This window comes from Pedobacter sp. UBA4863 (assembly GCF_002399615.1).
Lineage (GTDB): Bacteria > Bacteroidota > Bacteroidia > Sphingobacteriales > Sphingobacteriaceae > Pedobacter.
Window position 1 is genome coordinate 1 of sequence record NZ_DHDZ01000012.1, and the last position, 18,495, is coordinate 18,495.

Sequence of the window (18,495 nt, forward strand, 5' to 3'; positions counted from 1 at the left end):
TTTTGTAGATTCTACGCCGATCAAGGTATGCAATAACAAGCGTGTAAAAAGAAATAAAGTGTTTAAGGGGATTGCGGAGGTTGGGAAATCTACCTGATTAATCGAGTTCAGGTTTATAAGAACTTGATAAGCTAAATATTTATGTTCTTAGTGGCTAAACGGCTTAAACGCTCTTTTCTTTTTTTCATGGTAGGGCCATGTAACAAATTTAAGTAGGTCTTCCAATACCACGAGAACAGTCATATATTTGATATAACCATCAAATACAAACAGTATGATAAAAAGATACTTGAAAAATAAAGCGTTGGCGGCTACTATGTTCTTGTTCGTAACCGGCTTTGCTGCAATTGCGCAAGAAGTACCTTCGCCTAAATCGCATTTTGGGTTTACCATAGGCGATAATTACCAATTGGCTACTTATACCCAAACCGAAGCTTACTTTAAAAAATTAGCTGCAAGCTCAAACAGAGTGAAATTGGTTGATATTGGCAAAACCGAAGAGGGCAGAAGCCAATATATGCTCATTGTTACTTCGCCAGAAAACCATAAGCATTTAGCAAAGTACAAGGCTATTTCTCAAAAATTGGCCCGTGCCGAAGGCTTAACACAAGAAGAAGCTAAAGCCCTAGCGCAGCAAGGCAAAGCAGTAGTTTGGATTGACGGGGGATTGCACGCTAACGAAACCGTTGGTGCGCACCAGTTGATACAAACCGCCTATAATTTGGTAAGCAGAACCGATGCGGAAACTACTAAAATTTTAGATAATGTAATTGTGTTGATGACACATGCCAATCCGGATGGACAGGAGCTGCAAACCAATTGGTACATGAGAGAGAAAACTCCCGAAAAAAGATCTTTAGCTGGTCTGCCTCGTTTGTACCAAAAATATGCAGGCCACGACAATAATCGTGATTTCTTTATGCTGAACCTAAAGGAAACCCAAAACATAGGCCGCCAGTTGTTTATAGAGTGGAACCCGCAAATTATGTACAACCACCACCAATCTGGGCCAGCAGGAACCATTGTGGCTGGGCCGCCGTTCCGCGATCCGCACAACTATGTTTTCGACCCAATTATTTTAACCAGTTTAGATGCCGTTGGTGCGGCAATGCACAACCGTTTAAATGTAGAAGATAAACCTGGTTATACACAACGTGGCGGGTCGGTGTTTTCTACTTGGTACAATGGTGGTTTAAGAACTACTACTTATTTTCATAATATGATAGGTTTGCTTACCGAAACGGTGGGTAGCCCCAACCCTATGGAGATACCTTTGGTACCCTCGCGTTTATTGCCCAACAGCGATTCGCCCAATCCGGTAACACCTAGAAAATGGTATTTTAGAAATGCAATAGATTATTCGGTATCGATGAATTATGCGGTACTAAATTATGCACAACGTTACGGCGATGAACTGTTGTATAATGTGTATAAAATGGGCAGAAACTCTATTGAGAGAGGTAGTAAAGACAATTGGTCTTTTTCGCCACAAAAAATAGCAGCCATTAACGCTGCGGCTAAGAAGGACAAAGTAGAAACCAGTGGAGCTAGAAGAGCCATTAATTCGAAGTATTACGAGGAGGTTATGAAAGATCCTAATAGTCGTGATGCTAGAGGTTATATTCTTTCTGCAGACCAACCAGATTTTACCACCGCCATAAGGTTTTTAAATGCTTTAATTAGAACCGGAATTGTGGTGCATAAAGCAACTGCTGCATTTACGGTAGAAGGAAAACAATATCCGGCAGGTTCTTATGTGGTTAAAACAGACCAGGCTTTTAGGCCACACGTGTTAGATATGTTTGAGCCACAAGATCATCCTAATGATTTTAAATATGAGGGTGGGCCGCCAGTGGCGCCTTACGATGCTGCGGGTTGGACATTGGCTTATTTAATGAACGTTAAATTTGACAGAGTGTTAAATGCATTTGATGGTCCTTTCCAAAAAACTCCTTATGGCGAGTTATTGAAAGCCACGCCTCAAGCTTTGCCTAGTGCTAGCGGCTATGCTCTAAGCGCCCAAGCAAACGAAAGTTATTTGGCAGTAAACGAGTTGTTGAAAGCTAAAGTAGAAGTATTGAGAAACCCTGTAGATGGTTCTTTCTATGTGCCTGCTTCGGCCGCGGCAAAGGCTGCGTTAAACAAAGCAGAACATAATTTTGGTATGCGAGTTACCGCAGCCAGCAAACCTAAAGGCGCTGTTAAAGTAAAGCCATCTCGTATTGCACTTTGGGACACTTACGGTGGCTCCATGCCATCGGGATGGATACGTTATATCATGGAGCAATATCATTACGACATTACCGTGGTTTATCCGCCAGATATTGATGCTGGAAAGCTAAAGGATAAATACGATGTGCTGATTATGGTTGGGGGCTCAGTTCCGGCGCTTACAGCCGATGGAGGCAGGGCGTTTAATCCGCCAAAAATAGCAAATATTCCAGATGAGTTTAAAGGAAGAGTAGGTAGAATGACTGCCGAGAAATCAATTCCTCAATTAAAAGCTTTCTTAGAAAACGGAGGAAATATTGTGGCCATTGGCTCGGCTACAAATTTGGCAGCACATTTGGGCTTACCCGTAAAAAATGCTTTGCTAACTGCCGAGGGAAAGCGTTTACCAAACGACAAATATTATGTTCCGGGAAGTGTGTTAAGTGTAAAAACAGATACAAAACTAACCGCTAATTGGGGGCTAGACGAAGATACAGATGTTTATTTTGACAATAGCCCAGTATTTAAGCTTACTGGTGCTGATGCAAAAGTTAAGCCTTTGGCGTGGTTTGCAACAGATAAACCTTTGCGTAGCGGTTGGGCTTGGGGACAAGCTTATTTGAAAGATGGCATTGCTGCTTTCGAAGCCGATTATGGCAAAGGAAAGTTATTCGCCTTTGGCCCAGAAATTACTTTTAGGTCGCAAACTCACGGTACATTTAAATGGCTGTTTAACCAGCTGTATAAATAAGCGATATTAAAAAAATACTTAGGCGGGTGGGGACACCAGGCCTATAGCACATTGTTCCTGTTTGGTGTCTTCGCCAAACAGGAACGTAAAAAGAGATCAAATTATTTGTTTGATTTTTAACGGGCAGTTCTTAAGAGGGCTGTCCGTTTTTTGGATAGTCTTTTCTACAATATCGGGTTAATACCCAAAATCCGCGTTATTTTACCTTCGTTAGACCAAGAAAAAAACACTTAACCCTAGCTTTGTAGTATTATCTTAAGAAACAATAAAATAGAGAGATGAAAATAGAAATATGGTCTGATGTGATGTGTCCTTTCTGCTATATTGGCAAAAGACATTTAGAAACCGCATTAGCAACGCTTCCTTTTAAAAATGATATTGAGATCGATTGGAAAAGTTATCAGCTTAATCCAGCGTACGAGAATGTGGCGAAGGAAAGTTTGTACGATTACTTATCGAATAGCAAGGGCATTAGTTTAGACCAAGCCAAGCAAATGACTACCCAAGTTGCAGAAATGGCTAGTAATGTAGGTTTGAAACTAGATTTCGAGAAAAGTATTCCGGCTAATTCTTTTAATGCGCACCGGTTAATACATTTTGCGGCCAGTAAAGGCAAACAAGATGAGGCAGAAGAGGCGCTTTTTAAGGCTCATTTTACCGAAACTAAAGACATTGCTAACTTAGAGGTGCTATTGGCTATCGCTAATGCTTTAGGTTTGGATCAAACGGAAGTGAAAGCAATGTTAGAAAGCAACGCTTTTGAAGAAGAGGTGAGGTACGATATTTACGAAAGCCAGCAACTAGGCGTTAGGGGCGTGCCATTTTTTGTGATGGATAGAAAGTATGCTTTATCGGGAGCGCAGCCTGTAGAAGCTTTTAAAGAAGCAATTACGCAAGGTTATAACGAGTGGAAGCTGGCTCAAGAAAGCTCACCTTTAAAAAACTTAAATACTACTACCGACAACACTTGTGACGAAAATGGTTGTGAGGTGTAAGTGTTGCGGCGGTTATTTCTAGCGAATTATAACGAGGCATGAAATCTAGCGAGATGCTATTGGTGTAAGGTTCCTAGATTTAACTTCATTAATGTTCAATTTTATTAAAAAAGGCGTTCCAATTTTAATTGAAACGCCTTTTTTAATGCTTTTGGCATAGCTATTTATTCAAAGGAGCTGATTTACTGGTATTCTTGCTCAGCTTTGAATTTTCGGTGTGCTTCATAAAATCAACCATAATATTCATGCTCTCGTCTTCAATGAAGTCTAGCGCATCTTCTTTTGTTGTTTTCTCTCCCTTTTTAAGCAAAGCCAGGCCTTTTTGTGCCCTAACCTGATTAACCCTAGCCAACGATTTTGCCTCTAAGGCGTCGCGTTCTGCCTTTAATTTGGCTTCGTTTAAGGTTACCGAAGTTTCATTCTCTCTTTTCTTAATTTCGGCAATGTCTTCTTTTAATAACTTATAATCTAACGATTTAGATATGCGTTTTTCGTGAAGCTTTAACAAATTGGCTTTAACGGCATTCAAATCGTAAACGGTAGTATAAGTAGAAGGGTTTACCATATCAAAAGGCAAGGCAGATGGCTCTGTATCTTCTCCAATTTTATCTAAAGGATAGATAGACGGAAAACTGATGTCAGGAATAACGCCTTTGTGCTGTGTACTGTTACCACTTACACGGTAAAACTTTGCCATGGTTAAGTTAATTTGCCCCAACTGAGGAACGCCGTTTTTATCTACAATGGTTACTGTTGTTTGATTTTTATCCTTTATTTGAACGCTTTTTGCTTGTTCTTTCTTTTTAAACAAGGCCGCTAGCTGGTTTAATACGCCAGAGTTCATTAACGAGTTTAAATCGATAGACGATTGTACCGTTCCTTTGCCGTAAGATTGTGTTCCTATTATAATTCCTCTTTGGTAATCTTGTATTGCACCAGCAAAAATTTCGGAGGCCGAAGCACTTAAACGGTCAATCATTACGCCCAAAGGGCCATTCCAGGTAATGTTGCTGTTTTCATCTTTATAAACTTTTACACTGTTTCTGTAATCTTTAACCTGCACTATCGGCCCTTTTCCAATAAATAAGCCAGAAAGTTCAATGGCTTCGTTTAAAGACCCGCCGCCGTTCGCTCTAAGGTCAACCACAATGGCATCAACCTTATCCATGTTTTTAAGCGTATCGATTAATAAGCGAACATCTCTCGTTGTACTTTTATAGTTCGGGTCTCCGGCATTTGCCGCTTTAAAATCTGCATAAAACGCAGGGATTTTAATTACGCCAATTTTGTAAGGCTTGCCCTCGTTCTCTACCGTTTTTACAATTTTTTTTGCCGATTGGTCTGCCAAAATAATTTTCTCTCTCACCAAAGTGATAATTTGTGGCTTGGCAGAAAGTTCTTGCCCAACTGGAATTATCTTTAAACGAACCGTGGTGCCTTTAGGGCCTTTAATTTTGGCTACGGCATTATCAATTCTCCAGCCAATAATGTCCTCAAATTCGCCGTCAACACCTTGTGCTACAGCTACAATTCTATCGCCTGCATTTACTTTTTTACTTTTAAAAGCGGGGCCACCCGGCACAACAGACACAATTTTAACTACTTCGTTATCTACTTGTAAAGTGGCTCCAATACCTTCTAAAGATCTAGACATTTCTTGGTTAAACACTTCGGCATTACGAGGGTTAAAATAATTGGTATGCGGATCAATGGCTTCTGTAAAAGAATCCATCAAGATTTGAAAAACATCTTGGTTGTTAAATTTGGACGCTTGCGATCTTAAATTGGTATAACGCTTTGTTAGGGTTTCTATATGCTTTGCATCGTCGGTGCCGGCTATTTTTAAATTAACCAGTTCGTATTTTACGCGTTTTTTCCAGATGTTATCTAGTTCTGCAATAGACTTAACCCAAGGCATTTTCTCTCTATCGTAAACATAAACATCGTTTTGGTTGAAATCGTATTTGTCTTTAATTTGCGATAGGGAGTAAGATATACGTTCGTTATATCTTTTCAAATACATATTGAAAATATAGAAAGGCGTACTTAGGTCGCCAATCCTTAGATCATCGTCTAAGTTGTATCTGTTTGCTTCAAATTCTTTAATATCGCTCTCCAAAAAGTAATACTTTGAGGGGTCTAAAGCTTTAATGTACCTATCGAAAATAATTGAAGAGATAGAATCGTTTAGCTTAATTTTTTTGTAATTGTAGTTTTCTATCAAACCTACTACTTCTTTGGCCACTAGACTTTGTTGCTCATCGGGCTTTATGTTGTTAACCCCCTCTACCGGTTTTTGTGCCTTTGGCGAAGCCGTGCAGGCCAAAACGGCGGCTGTAAGGGTAATAGCAAATATTCTTTTCAGCATTTCTTTAACTGTTTTAAAATCCATCCTTATAAAATCATTATCCAATATGATACCAATTTCTTAAATAAACAAAAAAGATACCGCTTAACACTGTATCTTTTTTGTAAAGATTGTAAAAAGAACGCAAATCTGCGCCAGTAAATTGCTTTTCTATTAAAGTATAAAAATTTGTTTTTTTGGCTTAGGCTACAGCAGGGATAGGAGCCCCGGCCTAGCCCTTTTTAGTTGAGAGATGCTTTTCGGCAATTAAAGCTCTGTTGTTTTTAATTAGCTGATTATATTGTGCTGTATTGGCATTTTTAGAAAGTAGTTCGGCTGTGTTTAAATCTTTAACAGCCAATTGGTAATCTTTCTTTCTAATCTTAACTGCTGCAATGCCCAACACCGATTCGATATAGGCGTGGTTGTCGCGAAGCTGTTGCGCCAAAATACCTTGTTGCGTATAAAACCAAAGCGATTGGGGCAATTTGTTGGCGGCTAAATATATTTTGCCCAATTGTTGATAGGCCAACATTTGGCCAGCTCTGCTGCCTATTTTGGTGTAATTTTTTAAAACCTGTTTCAATACAATTTTTTCTGCCTCTGGATAGTTCAATAAGGCAAGGTGTGCATTGCTTAAACGGATAAGCGCCGTGCCGTAACGGCTAAATTTTTTACCTCGTTGATACTCGTGGGCGGCCTTGTTAAACATAGCCGCTGCTCCATCAAAATCGCCAATACGTTCGTAACGTTCTGCTTCATCAAAAAAAATATCTGCATTGCTACGGTTGGCATTGCCTAATACCGCTACGTTTATAGAAAATTGTGGGTAATTAGTTTGTTCGAAGCCTGGTGCTACGTTGCCCTGTGCATTAGCAAAGAGTACAGAGAGAACCGAAAGCATGAACAGCCAGATTTTTTTCATGCCCCAAAGATACGCCTTTTTGAAAGAAAAAGTATAAGGGGTTGTTTTTCTTTGCTTTAAACAAGAAACAGAAAGGGTACCAGAAGCATTTTAGCGTTAATATTTTGACAGTACTTTAAAAACCGACAGAGCCGAAATTTGGTGTTTGTGTTGTTTATTACAGCTAAAGAAGATATAAAAAAAGCCCAAAATATTTCAGTTTGGGCTTTTACGAAGGTTTAATTTATTATCTCGCACAGTCGGCGGTCCAAGTTTGACCGTCTTTAATTACCAACATGTCTAGGTTGTGCGCATCAATGGTAATACCTGTTACGCCACTACCAATGCTTATATAGGTGTTGTCGCCTTTTTTCTCGAAGGTTACCCCGCTAATGTCTGGAATACCGCTACCGAAAATAAATTTATAGGTGTCGCCAACTTTACTAACGGTTACTTTTCCGTCTTCGTCCATAATGGTTTTATCACCGCTTTTGTAGCTAATTTCGCCAGAGTAGGTGCCAACAAAAAAATCGTTATTTGCAGGGTCGTCATCTTTGCTGCAAGATGTAAATAGTACCAGCGCTAAAACAAATGCTCCTAAAATTTTTAATGTGTTTTTCATCTTGTTTATTTTTTGTTTTCAATTGAGGTAAAGCAATCATGCTTAAAAATCATGGTGGTCATCCTTACCTTTTTCTTAATTTAACCGGCTAGCATTTTACAAAGCGTATGCCAACAACCCTGTTTTTGAGGCAAATAAATTTCAAAATGCTTAAAACTTTATTTAAAAATTGTTGTTAAATGCGACGGTTAAAACAGAGCCAAAAGGGCTGAAAAATTTTAAGTTTTTTAGGTGCTACTCGAAAATAAAGATGTTGTTTTTAAATAAACGTTATTCTCTTAGTGAAGAGATAACAGTACAAAAGCTACCATTTATTGTAACATATAGTAAAAAAAGCTGTCGAATTATAAAAAATTAGAAACGATGTTAGTAACAACAACCAATAGCGTAGAAGGTAAGAAAATTGTTAAATATATAGGCCTTGTTACGGGAGAAACCATTATCGGTGCAAACCTTTTTAAAGATATTTTTGCGGGACTTAGAGATATTGTTGGCGGGCGCTCGGGCTCTTACGAACAAGTATTACGCGAAGCAAAAAATACCGCGGTAAGCGAAATGCAACAATATGCGGCATCTATGGGTGCCAATGCGGTAATTGGAGTAGATTTAGATTATGAAACTGTAGGTAGTGGCGGTAGCATGTTGATGGTGACCGCTAGCGGAACGGCTGTTGTTTTGGAGGATTAGACACCCCAAAGCTCCCGAAGAGAAATTGGGACAAGCTCTAAAGGAGCTTTGTATAGGCATAAAAAGCCCTAACATCTTTATGATATTAGGGCTTGAGTATTTTAAGCCTCCCTTTAGGGAGGTTTGGAGGGTATTTATCTTTGCGGCATTTTAGGCATATTGCGCATCATCTTAGCTGCGGCTGCCGGGTTAGAGAACTGTTTCATCACCTTTCTCATGTCCTCAAACTGTTTTAACAGCTTAGTTACATCTTCTACTTTGTTGCCAGAACCTTTTGCTATTCTTAGTCGGCGGCTTTGTTGTATTGCATCTGGGTTTTCTTTTTCATAAGGAGTCATCGATTGGATAATCGACTCGATACCTTTAAAAGCATCATCCTCGATATCAACGTTCTTCATCATTTTACCAACGCCAGGTATCATTCCCATCAAATCCTTCATATTGCCCATTTTCTTAATTTGCTGAATTTGGTTATAGAAGTCGTTGAAATCAAACTTGTTCTTGCGGATTTTCTTTTGTAGCTCGGCAGCTTCTTTCTCGTCAAACTGTTGTTGAGCACGCTCTACAAGGGAAACCACGTCGCCCATGCCCAAAATACGAGAAGCCATCCTCTCTGGATAAAACACATCCAAAGCTTCCATTTTTTCGCCAGTACCAATAAACTTAATAGGCTTATCAACTACCGATTTAATAGAAAGGGCCGCACCACCACGGGTATCACCATCTAATTTGGTTAACACTACGCCGGTAAAATCCAAACGGTCGTTAAATACTTTTGCTGTATTTACCGCATCCTGACCAGTCATCGAATCTACTACGAATAAAATCTCGTGTGGTTTGGTCTGTGCTTTAACTTCCGAAATTTCGGCCATTAACGCCTCATCAATAGACAAACGACCAGCCGTATCGATAATAATAACGTTATTGTTGTTCTTTTTGCCTTCGGCAATACCCTCTAGTGCAATAGCAACTGGGTCTTTACTTTCTTTGTTGGCATAAACAGGCACACCAACTTGCTCGCCTAAAACCTGCAACTGATCTACCGCTGCCGGACGGTAAACGTCGCCAGCCACCATTAAAGGTTTTTTGCCTTTGCTTTTTAGGTGTAATGCCAATTTACCAGTGAAAGTTGTTTTACCCGCACCATTTAAACCTGCAATTAATATTACCGTTGGGTTGTTTTTTAAGTCCAACTCTGTAGCTTCACCGCCCATTAAGGCAGCAAGCTCGTCGTTCATAATTTTGGTAAGCAACTGCCCAGGCGAAATGCTGGTCAATACGTTCGATCCCAAAGCCTTCTCTTTTACCTGATCGGTAAATGTTTTGGCAGTTTTATAATTTACGTCCGCATCAAGTAAAGCCTTCCTGATTTCTTTCATGGTCTCTGCCACGTTGATCTCGGTAATGCTTCCCTGTCCTTTTAGAACTTTAAACGCCCTGTCTAACTTATCCTGTAAATTTTCAAACATTGCTTGACAATTAAATTATTATGAAGTGCAAAGGTAAGGAAATTTACGATTTTAGGTTTACGATTTTAGATTTTTGAAAATAGCTGCTTTCGTTTTTGTTTGTTGAAAAGCACATGCAGCGAAAATAGGTCCCGAAAGTCCCGCTTTATACTATAGTCCCGATAAAAATCGGGAGCTGCCGTTTCAATCGGGTTTAATTAAATTTTGGCTATTATCTTGGGAAAGTAAAACTTGCCCCTAAGGCCAAAGCCTGACTTCGCTGTACTTTCAAGTCCATATCCTTATCGTACAAAATAACACCTGTTAACGATACATTTAAGAAACGATTTAATTTAGCGGTAGCTACAATATCCAAACGATGGTCAATTTGTCCAAAATCATCATAAGGAATAAACATATTGTACTTGGCTTTTAAAATCGTGTTCTTCATAATTTCTTTTTCAAAATTACTTACCACTTGAAAAGCCAGCTCATTTTTTACTGTTTTGCCTTTTTCTACCCCAAAATTCTTTGGGTTGGTTTTAATAATGGAAGTGTCTAACACAAATGTTTGGCGGGCAGTACCAGTACCAATACGTGTTGAGAAAATTTTGCTGGGCTTATATTCAAAACCCATCGATTCTGTTAAGTAGCCTGGCGACATAAACTTAGAGAGTAATTTTGGCACTTCGTTGCCCTGTGCATCTTTTGAGTAAGAAAACCCCTTGTCAAATTGCGATTCGAAACTTAGCGAAGCAAAGAAATACCAATTTTTAGATAATTGTACTGCCGCTTTGTTATCCCAATAAACACGATCGCTGGTTTTCTTTTGCAGCTGGTCTTTGTTTTTTACCTTTCCGTACTGTAATATTAACTCGCTGGTGTAGCTGTAGCTTTCTTTGCTGTACTCTGCTTTGTGATTTAGCAAAGCACCAACAGCAATAGAGTTTACACCACCACCTTTCCAGTTGTCGCTAAACGATGCTTGGTTGGCGTTAATGCCAACGGTGGCTTTGGTTTTCCAATAATTTATTTTTGCTTGTACCAATGCGGGCTTTAGTTCTACCGTGCTAAAGGTAATTGTGCCTATTCGCGAAGGAAGCGGGCTGCGTTTTAGCTTAATTTGCATATCCTTAACAGGAATGGGAACAGTATCTACTTCTTGCGCAGCAAGAGAAAAGGAAAGGGCTAAAACTATAAAAGAGGTCAGTAATAAACACTTCATTATCTACAAAATAACACAAATTTTAGTAAAATATTGATAGTAATGGCAGAGTAATACTACAAAAGCTGTAAAATTATACGCTGCTTAACTATAAAAAAACACTTTTCATTAAGGCGCCAAGGGCCAATATTATCATGTTGAACGGTATTATCTTAGGATAAGTATTTTAATGGTTTTACAAGGGTCAAATAAGTAGCGTACTTAGGCAAAATCTTAGATTTATGTTATTTTAAACAGTTTTTTTAGGGTTTAACCATTTAACCCATGCAAACGTTTTTCTGTTTTTTAAGTAACCTAAATTGCATTCGTTTTGGTAGGCTTCCCGTTCAAAAGCAATATTAAAATAGGCTTGCTGATGGTTTTTATATTTCGCTAAGTTGAAGAGGTAGTGGAAAAAATAAAGCAAGTAAAAAGGTAAAATAAGTAGTTCTAACTGTTGTTGGAGGTGTATTTTTTCATGGTTAACTAAAACCGGGTTGTTTTTATAAGCAGCCCTTTTAAACAAAATAAAAGGGTAAATAGCCATTGCTGCTGCCGGAAGCTTTGAAACAACAATAGATAGTGGCATTAGGGTTGATCTATGGTTAATTTTGGCAAGCTTGGCATGCGAAACATCGCGGGGTTTCGTTTATAAGACGCGTAACTGTTTTTTACAAATTGTATAAAAGCATATTCTGATGCGTTTAAAACAAACTGATAGGTAGGGCGATATTGGCTCATGAAATCTTGTACGTTTTCTTCCTTAATGTCAATTAAAGCCCTTACATAATCTGGCCTGTAACGATAATCAATTACTTGGTCTTTATAGTCTTTTTCTAATATTTTCTGTAACTGACGGGCGTTTTTGCCTTCTCTGCTCAATAAGTTATAAATGGCGTCTATGCCTAAACCAACACCACCGGGGCCAAGGTTAAGCAAATCTTTACTACTGCCTTTATCAAGCTTGTATTTGTATTCTTCTAGTTTAGATTTATAAAGGTCTTGTGGTGTTTTGGCATTGCCGTAAATACTTACTTCCTTTAATCGAATACCCAAAGAGCGTAACTGAAAAACAATAGCGCTTTGGCCGCGGTAAACCACCGTATCCATGGCATGACCGCTTAGGGCAGCAAAAAGTGTATCGCCCAGTTTAACCGTGGCCGCAAATTCGCCTTTGGTGTTGTTGTAAAAACCCTCGTCTATAGCCGAGTTGTAAATGTAAACTTTGGCCAAGCGCAGTTTGGTTTCCTTATCTACCACAAAGCCTGGCACAGTTTTTTGCTGGGCAAATACAGATAGCGCACTAAAAAAAAATATACCGACCAGTAGAATCTTCATTCGAAAAGCAAAACTACAATTTAAATAAATTGGCCTAATTTATCTTAACATTATTTAACTACCAACAGTTTTTGGCCTATTTTAATGTTATTGTCTAACAATTGGTTTAAGCTTTTTAAATCATCTATTGATATTTTGTAAAGTTGGCTAATCTTATAAAGCGTTTCTCCCTGCAGCACTGTATGGTATTTTCCGTTTTCTAAACTAGTTGGCGGATCTTTTGGCGCCACATTTACGGGGGTGTACAATTTTTTTTCATTAGCCATATTGGTGTTAATTTCTTTCAGCACTTTATCTTCTCTAGCTAACTTTTCTCGCTCGGTTTCTGGCTGGTCGTATTGGTAAAGCTGATATTTTTCGATGATGTTGATGAGCAAATCTGGGTATTTAGGATTGGTGGCATAACCCGCATTTTTAAGCCCAATTGCCCAGTTACGGTAATCGTTTTTATCTAATTCGAAAAGTGCAGCGTAACGTTTGCGCTTTAAAAATTGGGAATGGTCTTTGTAAGATTCCCTAGGGTCTTTATAAACTCTAAAGCAATCGTCTTTTTGATCGTCGTCTTTGTAATAAGCTTTTCCTTTCCAATCTGAAGTACATTTAATACCAAAATGGTTACTGGCATACTTGGCTAAATCGCTACTACCGCTGCCCGACTCTAAAATGCCCTGTGCTAATTTAATGCTGGCCGGAATACCGTATTTATTCATTTCTTCTATTGCCGTTGCTTTAAAAGCATCGATATAGGAGAGAGTGGTGTACGAAACAGGAGTGGGGTTGTCCTTTTTGGCATTTTTTTCAACCTGTTTGTTGTTTTTGCTGTATTGCCTAGTTTTACAAGCGCTAACAAATACAATTAAAAAAGCTAAAAAAGGAAGAAGTGTGTTTTTTCTCATGTTTGGCATTACAGTTTAAGTTTCTGACCAGGTTTTAAAGCATTTGATTTGAGCCCGTTTTTGTTGATGAGGGCCTTTACGCTGGTTTTATTTCGCTTTGCAATAATACTTAAATTATCGCCCGGTTTAACGGTATATGTTTTCTTGCTTGTCTTTTTAGGCTGATAAACAGGCCTAGGATCTGTAGGCTCTATGTAATCTGCCGGCCGGTTATCGTATTGATAAAGCTCGTACTTTTTTATCAGTGCCACCACTTGCGAAGCCCAAGTTTTGCTGTGGGCATATCCGCCGCGTTGTATGCCCCTGGCCCATGCCTTAAAATCATACTGGTCGTATTTATCGAAAAGCGTATTAAAATGGTTACGACTTTTTAAGAAAGTAATAAAATGATGGTAAGCAGAATCTACCGTTGGGAAATCTCTGTATGCGGAGCGAATTTCGGTATTGGAATTTTTACCCTTAAACCCGAAATGATTGTTCAGGTAACGGGCAACCTTACTTTTTCCAGCGGCAGATTCGTGTATGGCTACACCTAAAATGATACTGGCAGGGATGTGGTGTTCTTCTGCTAAATCTTGAGCAAGATCTGCATACGTTTCAATGTATTCTTCAGTAGTTTGTGCCGATGCAAAAAAAGCAGCGGTAGAGAGCATAAGGAGAAGCAGCGTTTTTTTCATTGTATTTCCTTTTACGTCATTTCTCTCGTAGGGAGAAATGACGGGTTTTACTTCTTTCTAATGACGAACAAGCCATCCCTAACAGGTAAAATCAACTTTTCTACCCTATTATCTTCATTTATTTTATCGTTAAAAGAACTGATGTTTTTAGTGTCTTTGTCTTGTGCATTGTTTACAATTTTACCATTCCAAAGCACATTGTCAACAATAATTAAACCTCCAGCCCTTACTTGGTCAAAAATCAAATCGTAATAAGTGCCATTGTTTTTTTTATCAGCATCGATAAAAACTAAATCAAAAGTTTCGTTAATGTTTTTTAAACTTTCTTGGGCATCGCCAATGATGTAGTTTATTTTGGAGTTTAAAGGAGATTTGGCAAAGTTTTCACGAACCATATCCTCTAGCTCAGCATTAATATCTAAAGTGTAAATAATGCCCTCTTCGGTTAGGCCTTCTGCCAAACACAAGGTTGCGTAGCCGGTAAAAGTGCCCACTTCTAAAATTCTTTTTGGCGAAATCATTTTGCTGAGCATACTTAAAACCCTACCCTGATAATGGCCGCTAAGCATACGTGGCATCAACACTTTAAGGTTGGTTTCTCGGTCAATATGTTGCAACAATTTATCTTCGGGCTCGCAATAGTGTAGTAGAAGGTGTTGTAATTCTTCGCTAATCATTGTGCTTATAAACGGTTTTGTTCCATAAAATATTGCAGAATTATGGTGGCCGATATGGTATCAACCCTTTCTTTGTCTCTTCTGTCTGTTTTTTTCAATCCGCTTTGCATAATGGTAGCATGTGCCATTTTGGAGGTAAAGCGTTCATCTACCCAATACTGCGGTATGGTTGGAAAGTTTTTTTTCAAGATGGTAGAAAAACCTTTTACGTGTTGATAGTTTTCAGAAGGGCTGCCATCCATTTGTTTAGGTTCGCCCAGCACAAATGCTTCTACCTGCTCTGTTAAAAGGTATTTTTTAATAAAATCTACAATATCTTTGGGGTGGATGGTGTCCAATCCGGTTGCAATAATTTGCAGGGGATCGGTAACGGCAACGCCTATACGTTTGGTGCCATAATCGAAAGCTAAGATACGTGCCATGTGGGCAAAGATAGGGTTTTTACCCCCAACCCCTAAAATGGAGTTATTTTATTGTGCATTGTACTCTAAACCCGATTGCAGTGGAAATACTTTTTTGTTGCGTCATTTCGACGAGGAACGAGGAGAAATCTGCAAGATAATAGCAATGCTTATAGATTTCTCTCTGCGTTCGAAATGACGGCGAACAGAAAACAAAAAGTATTTATAACGAAAAGCGGGGCTACCGAAAATAGTATTACTGAAAAAGCTTTTCCTAAAACAAATAAAATATTTTTGTAATAGGATGCAACGTTTTGAAAATCATATTGTCTTTTAATCAGAACGCTTTAAAGAACGGAAAAAGAACGCTACAAATTTGGAAACAGTTTACATAGATAAGCATGCAGATTTAGTAAACGAATGTCGAAAGGGCAATCGGAAGGCACAATTTGAAATATACAAGTTGTATGCTACGGCTATGTACAATGTGGCGCTGCGCATTGTTAATGATGATGCAGAGGCCGAAGATGTTTTGCAAGAAGCTTTTTTGGACGCTTTTAACCGCATTGCAGATTTTAGGCAAGAAACAACCTTTGGGTTGTGGCTAAAACAAATTGTGATTAACAGGTCTATCAATTATCTGCGTAAGCGAAAAATGGAAACGATTAGTGTAGATGAGGTAGATGTGCCAGAAGAGCAAGAGCCAGATTTTGAGGAAACACATTTAAAGGTAGAAGCTATAAAAAGTGCCATGGCACAGCTACCAGATGGTTATAGAGTGGTGTTAAGTTTATATCTTTTTGAAGGGTACGACCACGAGGAGATTGCACATATATTAAAAATAACAGAGAATACATCGCGTACACAGTATATGCGAGCAAAAAGAAAATTGAATAGTTTATTAGTAACGAGAGGAGTAGCAAGATGAGCAATAAATTAGAGGGGTTTGTAAAACACAACAAAAAGGAATTTGAAATAAAAGGCCCTTCAGATACCCTTTGGAGTAAAATAGAAGCAGAATTAGATAAAAAAAAACCTGCTAAAAAGTCCTTTGGCATGTATCAGTGGATGAGTATAGCGGCCATGTTAATACTTACCGTAGGGATTTATTTTGGCTACCAGTATAGAAAAATAAACGCAGAAATTATGGTAGCCGATATTAACCCAGGTTTAGGAAAGAAAGAGATAAGGTTTACCAGTTTGATTGAAGAAAAAAGAGATAGCCTGCTCATTTTTGCGGATACAGATCCCGTGCTTTATCAAAAATTTACCACAGACATGGGTAAGTTAGATCAAGATTACCAAGCGTTAAGAAAACAGCTACAAACCAGCCCAAACAAGGCCGTAGTAAGCAAGGCGATGATGAGAAATTTGGAAATCCAGCTGCAAATGATCAGCCAGCAGTTACATATTATCAATCAAGTTAATCAATATAAAAAAGAGGAGAAAACCATTTAATACATTATTTCGTTCGACGTCGGTTATAATGTAATTAAAACAAGTTTGCTCTACACAACATATTTTAAAACAACAGTAGAAAGATGAAAAAAATCATATTTAGCATATTGGCCTTAGTTTGGGTTTTTATGCAAGCAAACGCACAAGAGGGCGGGCTGCCTCCAATTCCGGCAACTCCGGCAACGCCAGCTGTAGAGGCTTATAGTAATAGCACGTTAAATAGCAATACCACCACTATAACAACACGTACCAAAACAGCTAAAAACGGCAAAACCGAAGTGGTTACAGAGCGCTTCTCGTCAAGCTCACAGCAAGATCAGTATGATGATCCTCAAAGAACAAAGTCTTTTTCAAAATCTTATCATCTTGGCAGGGGCGATAAAGTAAACGTTGCTAATATCTACGGAAACATTATGGTTAAAACTTGGGATAAAAACGAAGTAAAAGTAGATGCAGACATTAGGGCTTTTGCCAATTCGGAAGAGGAAGCACAAAAGCTAATCGACAATGTAACTATCACGAGCTCAAAAAATGGTGATGAAGCGGTTTTTAAGACCCAAATGGAAGACAGAAACGGCAGCTGGGGCAATGGTAGCAGAAACGGGAAGAGATGGCGTAGAGAAGTAAAAATATTTATGACCGTTTATTTGCCCAGCAGTGCATCCTTAACCGTATCTCAGCAATATGGAAATGTTGAAATACCCGATTTTTCTGGACCAACGGCGCTAAAGGTACAGTATGGTAAACTTGTAACGGGCAATTTGAGCAACGCAAACAATTTTATATCGGCACAATATACCAGTGTAGATTTAAAGGACGTGAACAAAGCCACCATAAAGCAACAGTATGGAAGTGGTTTAACCATTTCGTCTATAGGCGATTTAACACTTAACGCACAATACGCTACAGTTCGCATAGGCGATATTAAGAGAAATGCAAGCATTAAACAGCAATATGGAAGTGGCTTAAGCATACAGTCGGTAGATAATTTAGATTTAGAGGCACAATATGCTTCGGTAAAAATAGGAACGGTTAGAGGAGATGCAGGAATTAAAGTGCAATATGGGAGCGGTTTAACTATTGAGCAGGTAGGTAATCTGAGCCTTACATCGCAGTATGCCGGCGTAAGTGTAGGTAGATTAACCGGAAATTTAACGGCAAAAGCGCAATATAGCTCCAGGTTTACGATCAATAAGATAGAGGCAACGAGTAAAATAGTTAACCTAGATACAGAATATACTACTATTACATTGGGCTTTGCTACCAGTTATGGAGGAAACCTAAATGTAGATACCCATTATTCGAGTTTTAAAGCAGGAGAAAATACCAATGCAAGAAAAGTTGGAGATGAGGATAACAGAAGAAATAGCACTAGCAAAGAGTATAGCGGTACTATTGGAAGGGGAGGCGCCTCTAACGTTAAGGTAACGGCCAGATATGGTTCGGTAACTTTTAGATAAATAAGACCTAAATTAGACTTAAGGGAGTGTAATTATTTATGCTCCCTTTTTTGTACCAATGTTTTTCTTGTTAATCCCGCTGTCCGCTGTTCGACATTTGCAATGTCGAATTCCTATCTGTGCATTTGTAATGCACATAGCTATTGCAGATTAAAAACCTGCCGATAAAGCTTCGGAATTACAAATTTCGAAGAGCAAAATTACCCGATGTTATTTCGGTTGGAACATGTTAGAGTATTTCAAATCTCCACCGTTATTTAGGTCAAGCATTTTTTGTAGTTGCAGGTTATATAGCTCTTTCAGCTCTGGCGGATTGATGATTTTTACATTGCCCATCCATTGGAAAATCCAACGAAGTTTATTTGAAAAAACATTTGGATGTTCATAATTTTTTTGTTATAACCTGAGCTCGATTAATC

18 protein-coding genes and 1 pseudogene are annotated in these 18,495 nt (G+C 38.7%); 7 read left to right on the plus strand and 12 right to left on the minus strand.

Going from position 1 to position 18,495, the window contains the following annotated elements; all coding sequences use genetic code 11:
• From B3I52_RS01650 to B3I52_RS01660, 3 genes and pseudogenes are all read left to right on the plus strand, one after another.
• Positions 1–94, plus strand: a pseudogene (locus B3I52_RS01650) (transposase); the annotation flags it as partial.
• 180 nt (positions 95–274) lie between these two features.
• Positions 275–2,962 carry a M14 family metallopeptidase gene (locus tag B3I52_RS01655; RefSeq protein WP_293297882.1) on the plus strand — a complete coding sequence of 896 codons (2,688 nt, stop codon included), beginning with the start codon at positions 275–277 and terminating at the stop codon, positions 2,960–2,962.
• Positions 2,963–3,240: 278 nt separating this feature from the next.
• Positions 3,241–3,957 carry a DsbA family oxidoreductase gene (locus B3I52_RS01660; protein ID WP_293297884.1) on the plus strand — a complete coding sequence of 239 codons (717 nt, stop codon included), beginning with the start codon at positions 3,241–3,243 and terminating at the stop codon, positions 3,955–3,957.
• Positions 3,958–4,117: 160 nt separating this feature from the next.
• Here the strand turns inward: B3I52_RS01660 and B3I52_RS01665 are convergent, their stop codons facing one another.
• From B3I52_RS01665 to B3I52_RS01675, 3 genes are all read right to left on the minus strand, one after another.
• Positions 4,118–6,325: a carboxy terminal-processing peptidase gene (locus B3I52_RS01665; protein ID WP_293297886.1), complete on the minus strand. Its 2,208-nt coding sequence runs from the start codon at positions 6,323–6,325 to the stop codon at positions 4,118–4,120.
• A gap of 211 nt (positions 6,326–6,536) precedes the next feature.
• Positions 6,537–7,229, minus strand: coding sequence for a tetratricopeptide repeat protein (locus B3I52_RS01670; protein ID WP_293297889.1), 693 nt, complete (start codon positions 7,227–7,229; stop codon positions 6,537–6,539).
• Between the two features lie 226 nt (positions 7,230–7,455).
• Positions 7,456–7,830 carry a hypothetical protein gene (locus B3I52_RS01675; RefSeq protein WP_293297892.1) on the minus strand — a complete coding sequence of 125 codons (375 nt, stop codon included), beginning with the start codon at positions 7,828–7,830 and terminating at the stop codon, positions 7,456–7,458.
• 363 nt (positions 7,831–8,193) lie between these two features.
• Between B3I52_RS01675 and B3I52_RS01680 the strand changes: the two genes are divergently transcribed.
• The gene (locus B3I52_RS01680; protein ID WP_293297895.1) at positions 8,194–8,517 is read left to right on the plus strand and encodes a YbjQ family protein; all 324 of its coding nucleotides are present in this window, start codon (positions 8,194–8,196) and stop codon (positions 8,515–8,517) included.
• Between the two features lie 134 nt (positions 8,518–8,651).
• Here B3I52_RS01680 and ffh read toward each other — a convergent pair whose 3' ends face one another.
• The 8 genes from ffh to ruvX all read right to left on the minus strand — a co-directional run bounded on the left by ffh (position 8,652) and on the right by ruvX (position 15,179).
• Complete coding sequence (ffh, locus tag B3I52_RS01685) at positions 8,652–9,986, minus strand: signal recognition particle protein (protein ID WP_293297898.1); 1,335 nt, start codon at positions 9,984–9,986, stop codon at positions 8,652–8,654.
• Positions 9,987–10,197: 211 nt separating this feature from the next.
• Positions 10,198–11,190, minus strand: a complete 993-nt coding sequence (locus B3I52_RS01690; RefSeq protein WP_293297901.1) for a DUF3078 domain-containing protein — start codon at positions 11,188–11,190, stop codon at positions 10,198–10,200.
• A gap of 229 nt (positions 11,191–11,419) precedes the next feature.
• The gene (locus tag B3I52_RS01695) at positions 11,420–11,758 is read right to left on the minus strand and encodes a hypothetical protein (protein WP_293297904.1); all 339 of its coding nucleotides are present in this window, start codon (positions 11,756–11,758) and stop codon (positions 11,420–11,422) included.
• Positions 11,758–12,507: a hypothetical protein gene (locus B3I52_RS01700; protein WP_293297907.1), complete on the minus strand. Its 750-nt coding sequence runs from the start codon at positions 12,505–12,507 to the stop codon at positions 11,758–11,760. Before B3I52_RS01700 ends, B3I52_RS01695 begins: the two co-directional genes overlap by 1 nt.
• A gap of 50 nt (positions 12,508–12,557) precedes the next feature.
• Positions 12,558–13,403, minus strand: coding sequence for a glucosaminidase domain-containing protein (locus B3I52_RS01705; protein ID WP_293297909.1), 846 nt, complete (start codon positions 13,401–13,403; stop codon positions 12,558–12,560).
• Between the two features lie 8 nt (positions 13,404–13,411).
• Entirely contained in the window at positions 13,412–14,080 is a 669-nt protein-coding gene (locus tag B3I52_RS01710) for a glucosaminidase domain and LysM peptidoglycan-binding domain-containing protein (RefSeq protein WP_293297911.1), read from the minus strand.
• Positions 14,081–14,127: 47 nt separating this feature from the next.
• The gene (locus B3I52_RS01715) at positions 14,128–14,757 is read right to left on the minus strand and encodes an O-methyltransferase (RefSeq protein ID WP_293297912.1); all 630 of its coding nucleotides are present in this window, start codon (positions 14,755–14,757) and stop codon (positions 14,128–14,130) included.
• Between the two features lie 5 nt (positions 14,758–14,762).
• On the minus strand, positions 14,763–15,179 hold the full coding sequence (gene ruvX / locus B3I52_RS01720; RefSeq protein ID WP_293297914.1) for a Holliday junction resolvase RuvX: 417 nt from the start codon (positions 15,177–15,179) through the stop codon (positions 14,763–14,765).
• Between the two features lie 355 nt (positions 15,180–15,534).
• Here ruvX and B3I52_RS01725 point away from each other — a divergent pair, with 355 nt between their 5' ends.
• The 3 genes from B3I52_RS01725 (at position 15,535) to B3I52_RS01735 (ending at position 18,076) form a co-directional block, all read left to right on the plus strand.
• Positions 15,535–16,086, plus strand: coding sequence for an RNA polymerase sigma factor (locus B3I52_RS01725; RefSeq protein ID WP_293297916.1), 552 nt, complete (start codon positions 15,535–15,537; stop codon positions 16,084–16,086).
• The gene (locus B3I52_RS01730; protein ID WP_293297919.1) at positions 16,083–16,616 is read left to right on the plus strand and encodes a hypothetical protein; all 534 of its coding nucleotides are present in this window, start codon (positions 16,083–16,085) and stop codon (positions 16,614–16,616) included. Before B3I52_RS01725 ends, B3I52_RS01730 begins: the two co-directional genes overlap by 4 nt.
• Before the next feature lie 83 nt (positions 16,617–16,699).
• Positions 16,700–18,076 (plus strand): hypothetical protein, encoded by a 1,377-nt coding sequence (locus B3I52_RS01735; RefSeq protein WP_293297922.1) that lies wholly within the window; start codon positions 16,700–16,702, stop codon positions 18,074–18,076.
• A gap of 210 nt (positions 18,077–18,286) precedes the next feature.
• Here the strand turns inward: B3I52_RS01735 and B3I52_RS01740 are convergent, their stop codons facing one another.
• Positions 18,287–18,412, minus strand: a complete 126-nt coding sequence (locus tag B3I52_RS01740; RefSeq protein WP_293297925.1) for a hypothetical protein — start codon at positions 18,410–18,412, stop codon at positions 18,287–18,289.
• Positions 18,413–18,495: the final 83 nt, after the last annotated feature.

Excerpts from the sequence above, each read along its gene's own strand:
- B3I52_RS01675 (WP_293297892.1), bottom strand. The coding sequence starts at position 7,830 with ATGAAAAACACATTAAAAATTTTAGGAGCATTTGTTTTAGCGCTGGTA.
- B3I52_RS01665 (WP_293297886.1), bottom strand. The coding sequence starts at position 6,325 with ATGCTGAAAAGAATATTTGCTATTACCCTTACAGCCGCCGTTTTGGCC.
- B3I52_RS01700 (WP_293297907.1), bottom strand. The coding sequence starts at position 12,507 with ATGAAGATTCTACTGGTCGGTATATTTTTTTTTAGTGCGCTATCTGTA.
- B3I52_RS01740 (WP_293297925.1), bottom strand. The coding sequence starts at position 18,412 with ATGGGCAATGTAAAAATCATCAATCCGCCAGAGCTGAAAGAGCTATAT.
- B3I52_RS01710 (WP_293297911.1), bottom strand. The coding sequence starts at position 14,080 with ATGAAAAAAACGCTGCTTCTCCTTATGCTCTCTACCGCTGCTTTTTTT.
- B3I52_RS01655 (WP_293297882.1), top strand. The coding sequence starts at position 275 with ATGATAAAAAGATACTTGAAAAATAAAGCGTTGGCGGCTACTATGTTC.
- B3I52_RS01680 (WP_293297895.1), top strand. The coding sequence starts at position 8,194 with ATGTTAGTAACAACAACCAATAGCGTAGAAGGTAAGAAAATTGTTAAA.
- B3I52_RS01715 (WP_293297912.1), bottom strand. The coding sequence starts at position 14,757 with ATGATTAGCGAAGAATTACAACACCTTCTACTACACTATTGCGAGCCC.
- B3I52_RS01730 (WP_293297919.1), top strand. The coding sequence starts at position 16,083 with ATGAGCAATAAATTAGAGGGGTTTGTAAAACACAACAAAAAGGAATTT.
- B3I52_RS01690 (WP_293297901.1), bottom strand. The coding sequence starts at position 11,190 with ATGAAGTGTTTATTACTGACCTCTTTTATAGTTTTAGCCCTTTCCTTT.
- B3I52_RS01735 (WP_293297922.1), top strand. The coding sequence starts at position 16,700 with ATGAAAAAAATCATATTTAGCATATTGGCCTTAGTTTGGGTTTTTATG.
- B3I52_RS01660 (WP_293297884.1), top strand. The coding sequence starts at position 3,241 with ATGAAAATAGAAATATGGTCTGATGTGATGTGTCCTTTCTGCTATATT.
- B3I52_RS01705 (WP_293297909.1), bottom strand. The coding sequence starts at position 13,403 with ATGAGAAAAAACACACTTCTTCCTTTTTTAGCTTTTTTAATTGTATTT.
- B3I52_RS01695 (WP_293297904.1), bottom strand. The coding sequence starts at position 11,758 with ATGCCACTATCTATTGTTGTTTCAAAGCTTCCGGCAGCAGCAATGGCT.
- ruvX (WP_293297914.1), bottom strand. The coding sequence starts at position 15,179 with ATGGCACGTATCTTAGCTTTCGATTATGGCACCAAACGTATAGGCGTT.
- ffh (WP_293297898.1), bottom strand. The coding sequence starts at position 9,986 with ATGTTTGAAAATTTACAGGATAAGTTAGACAGGGCGTTTAAAGTTCTA.
- B3I52_RS01670 (WP_293297889.1), bottom strand. The coding sequence starts at position 7,229 with ATGAAAAAAATCTGGCTGTTCATGCTTTCGGTTCTCTCTGTACTCTTT.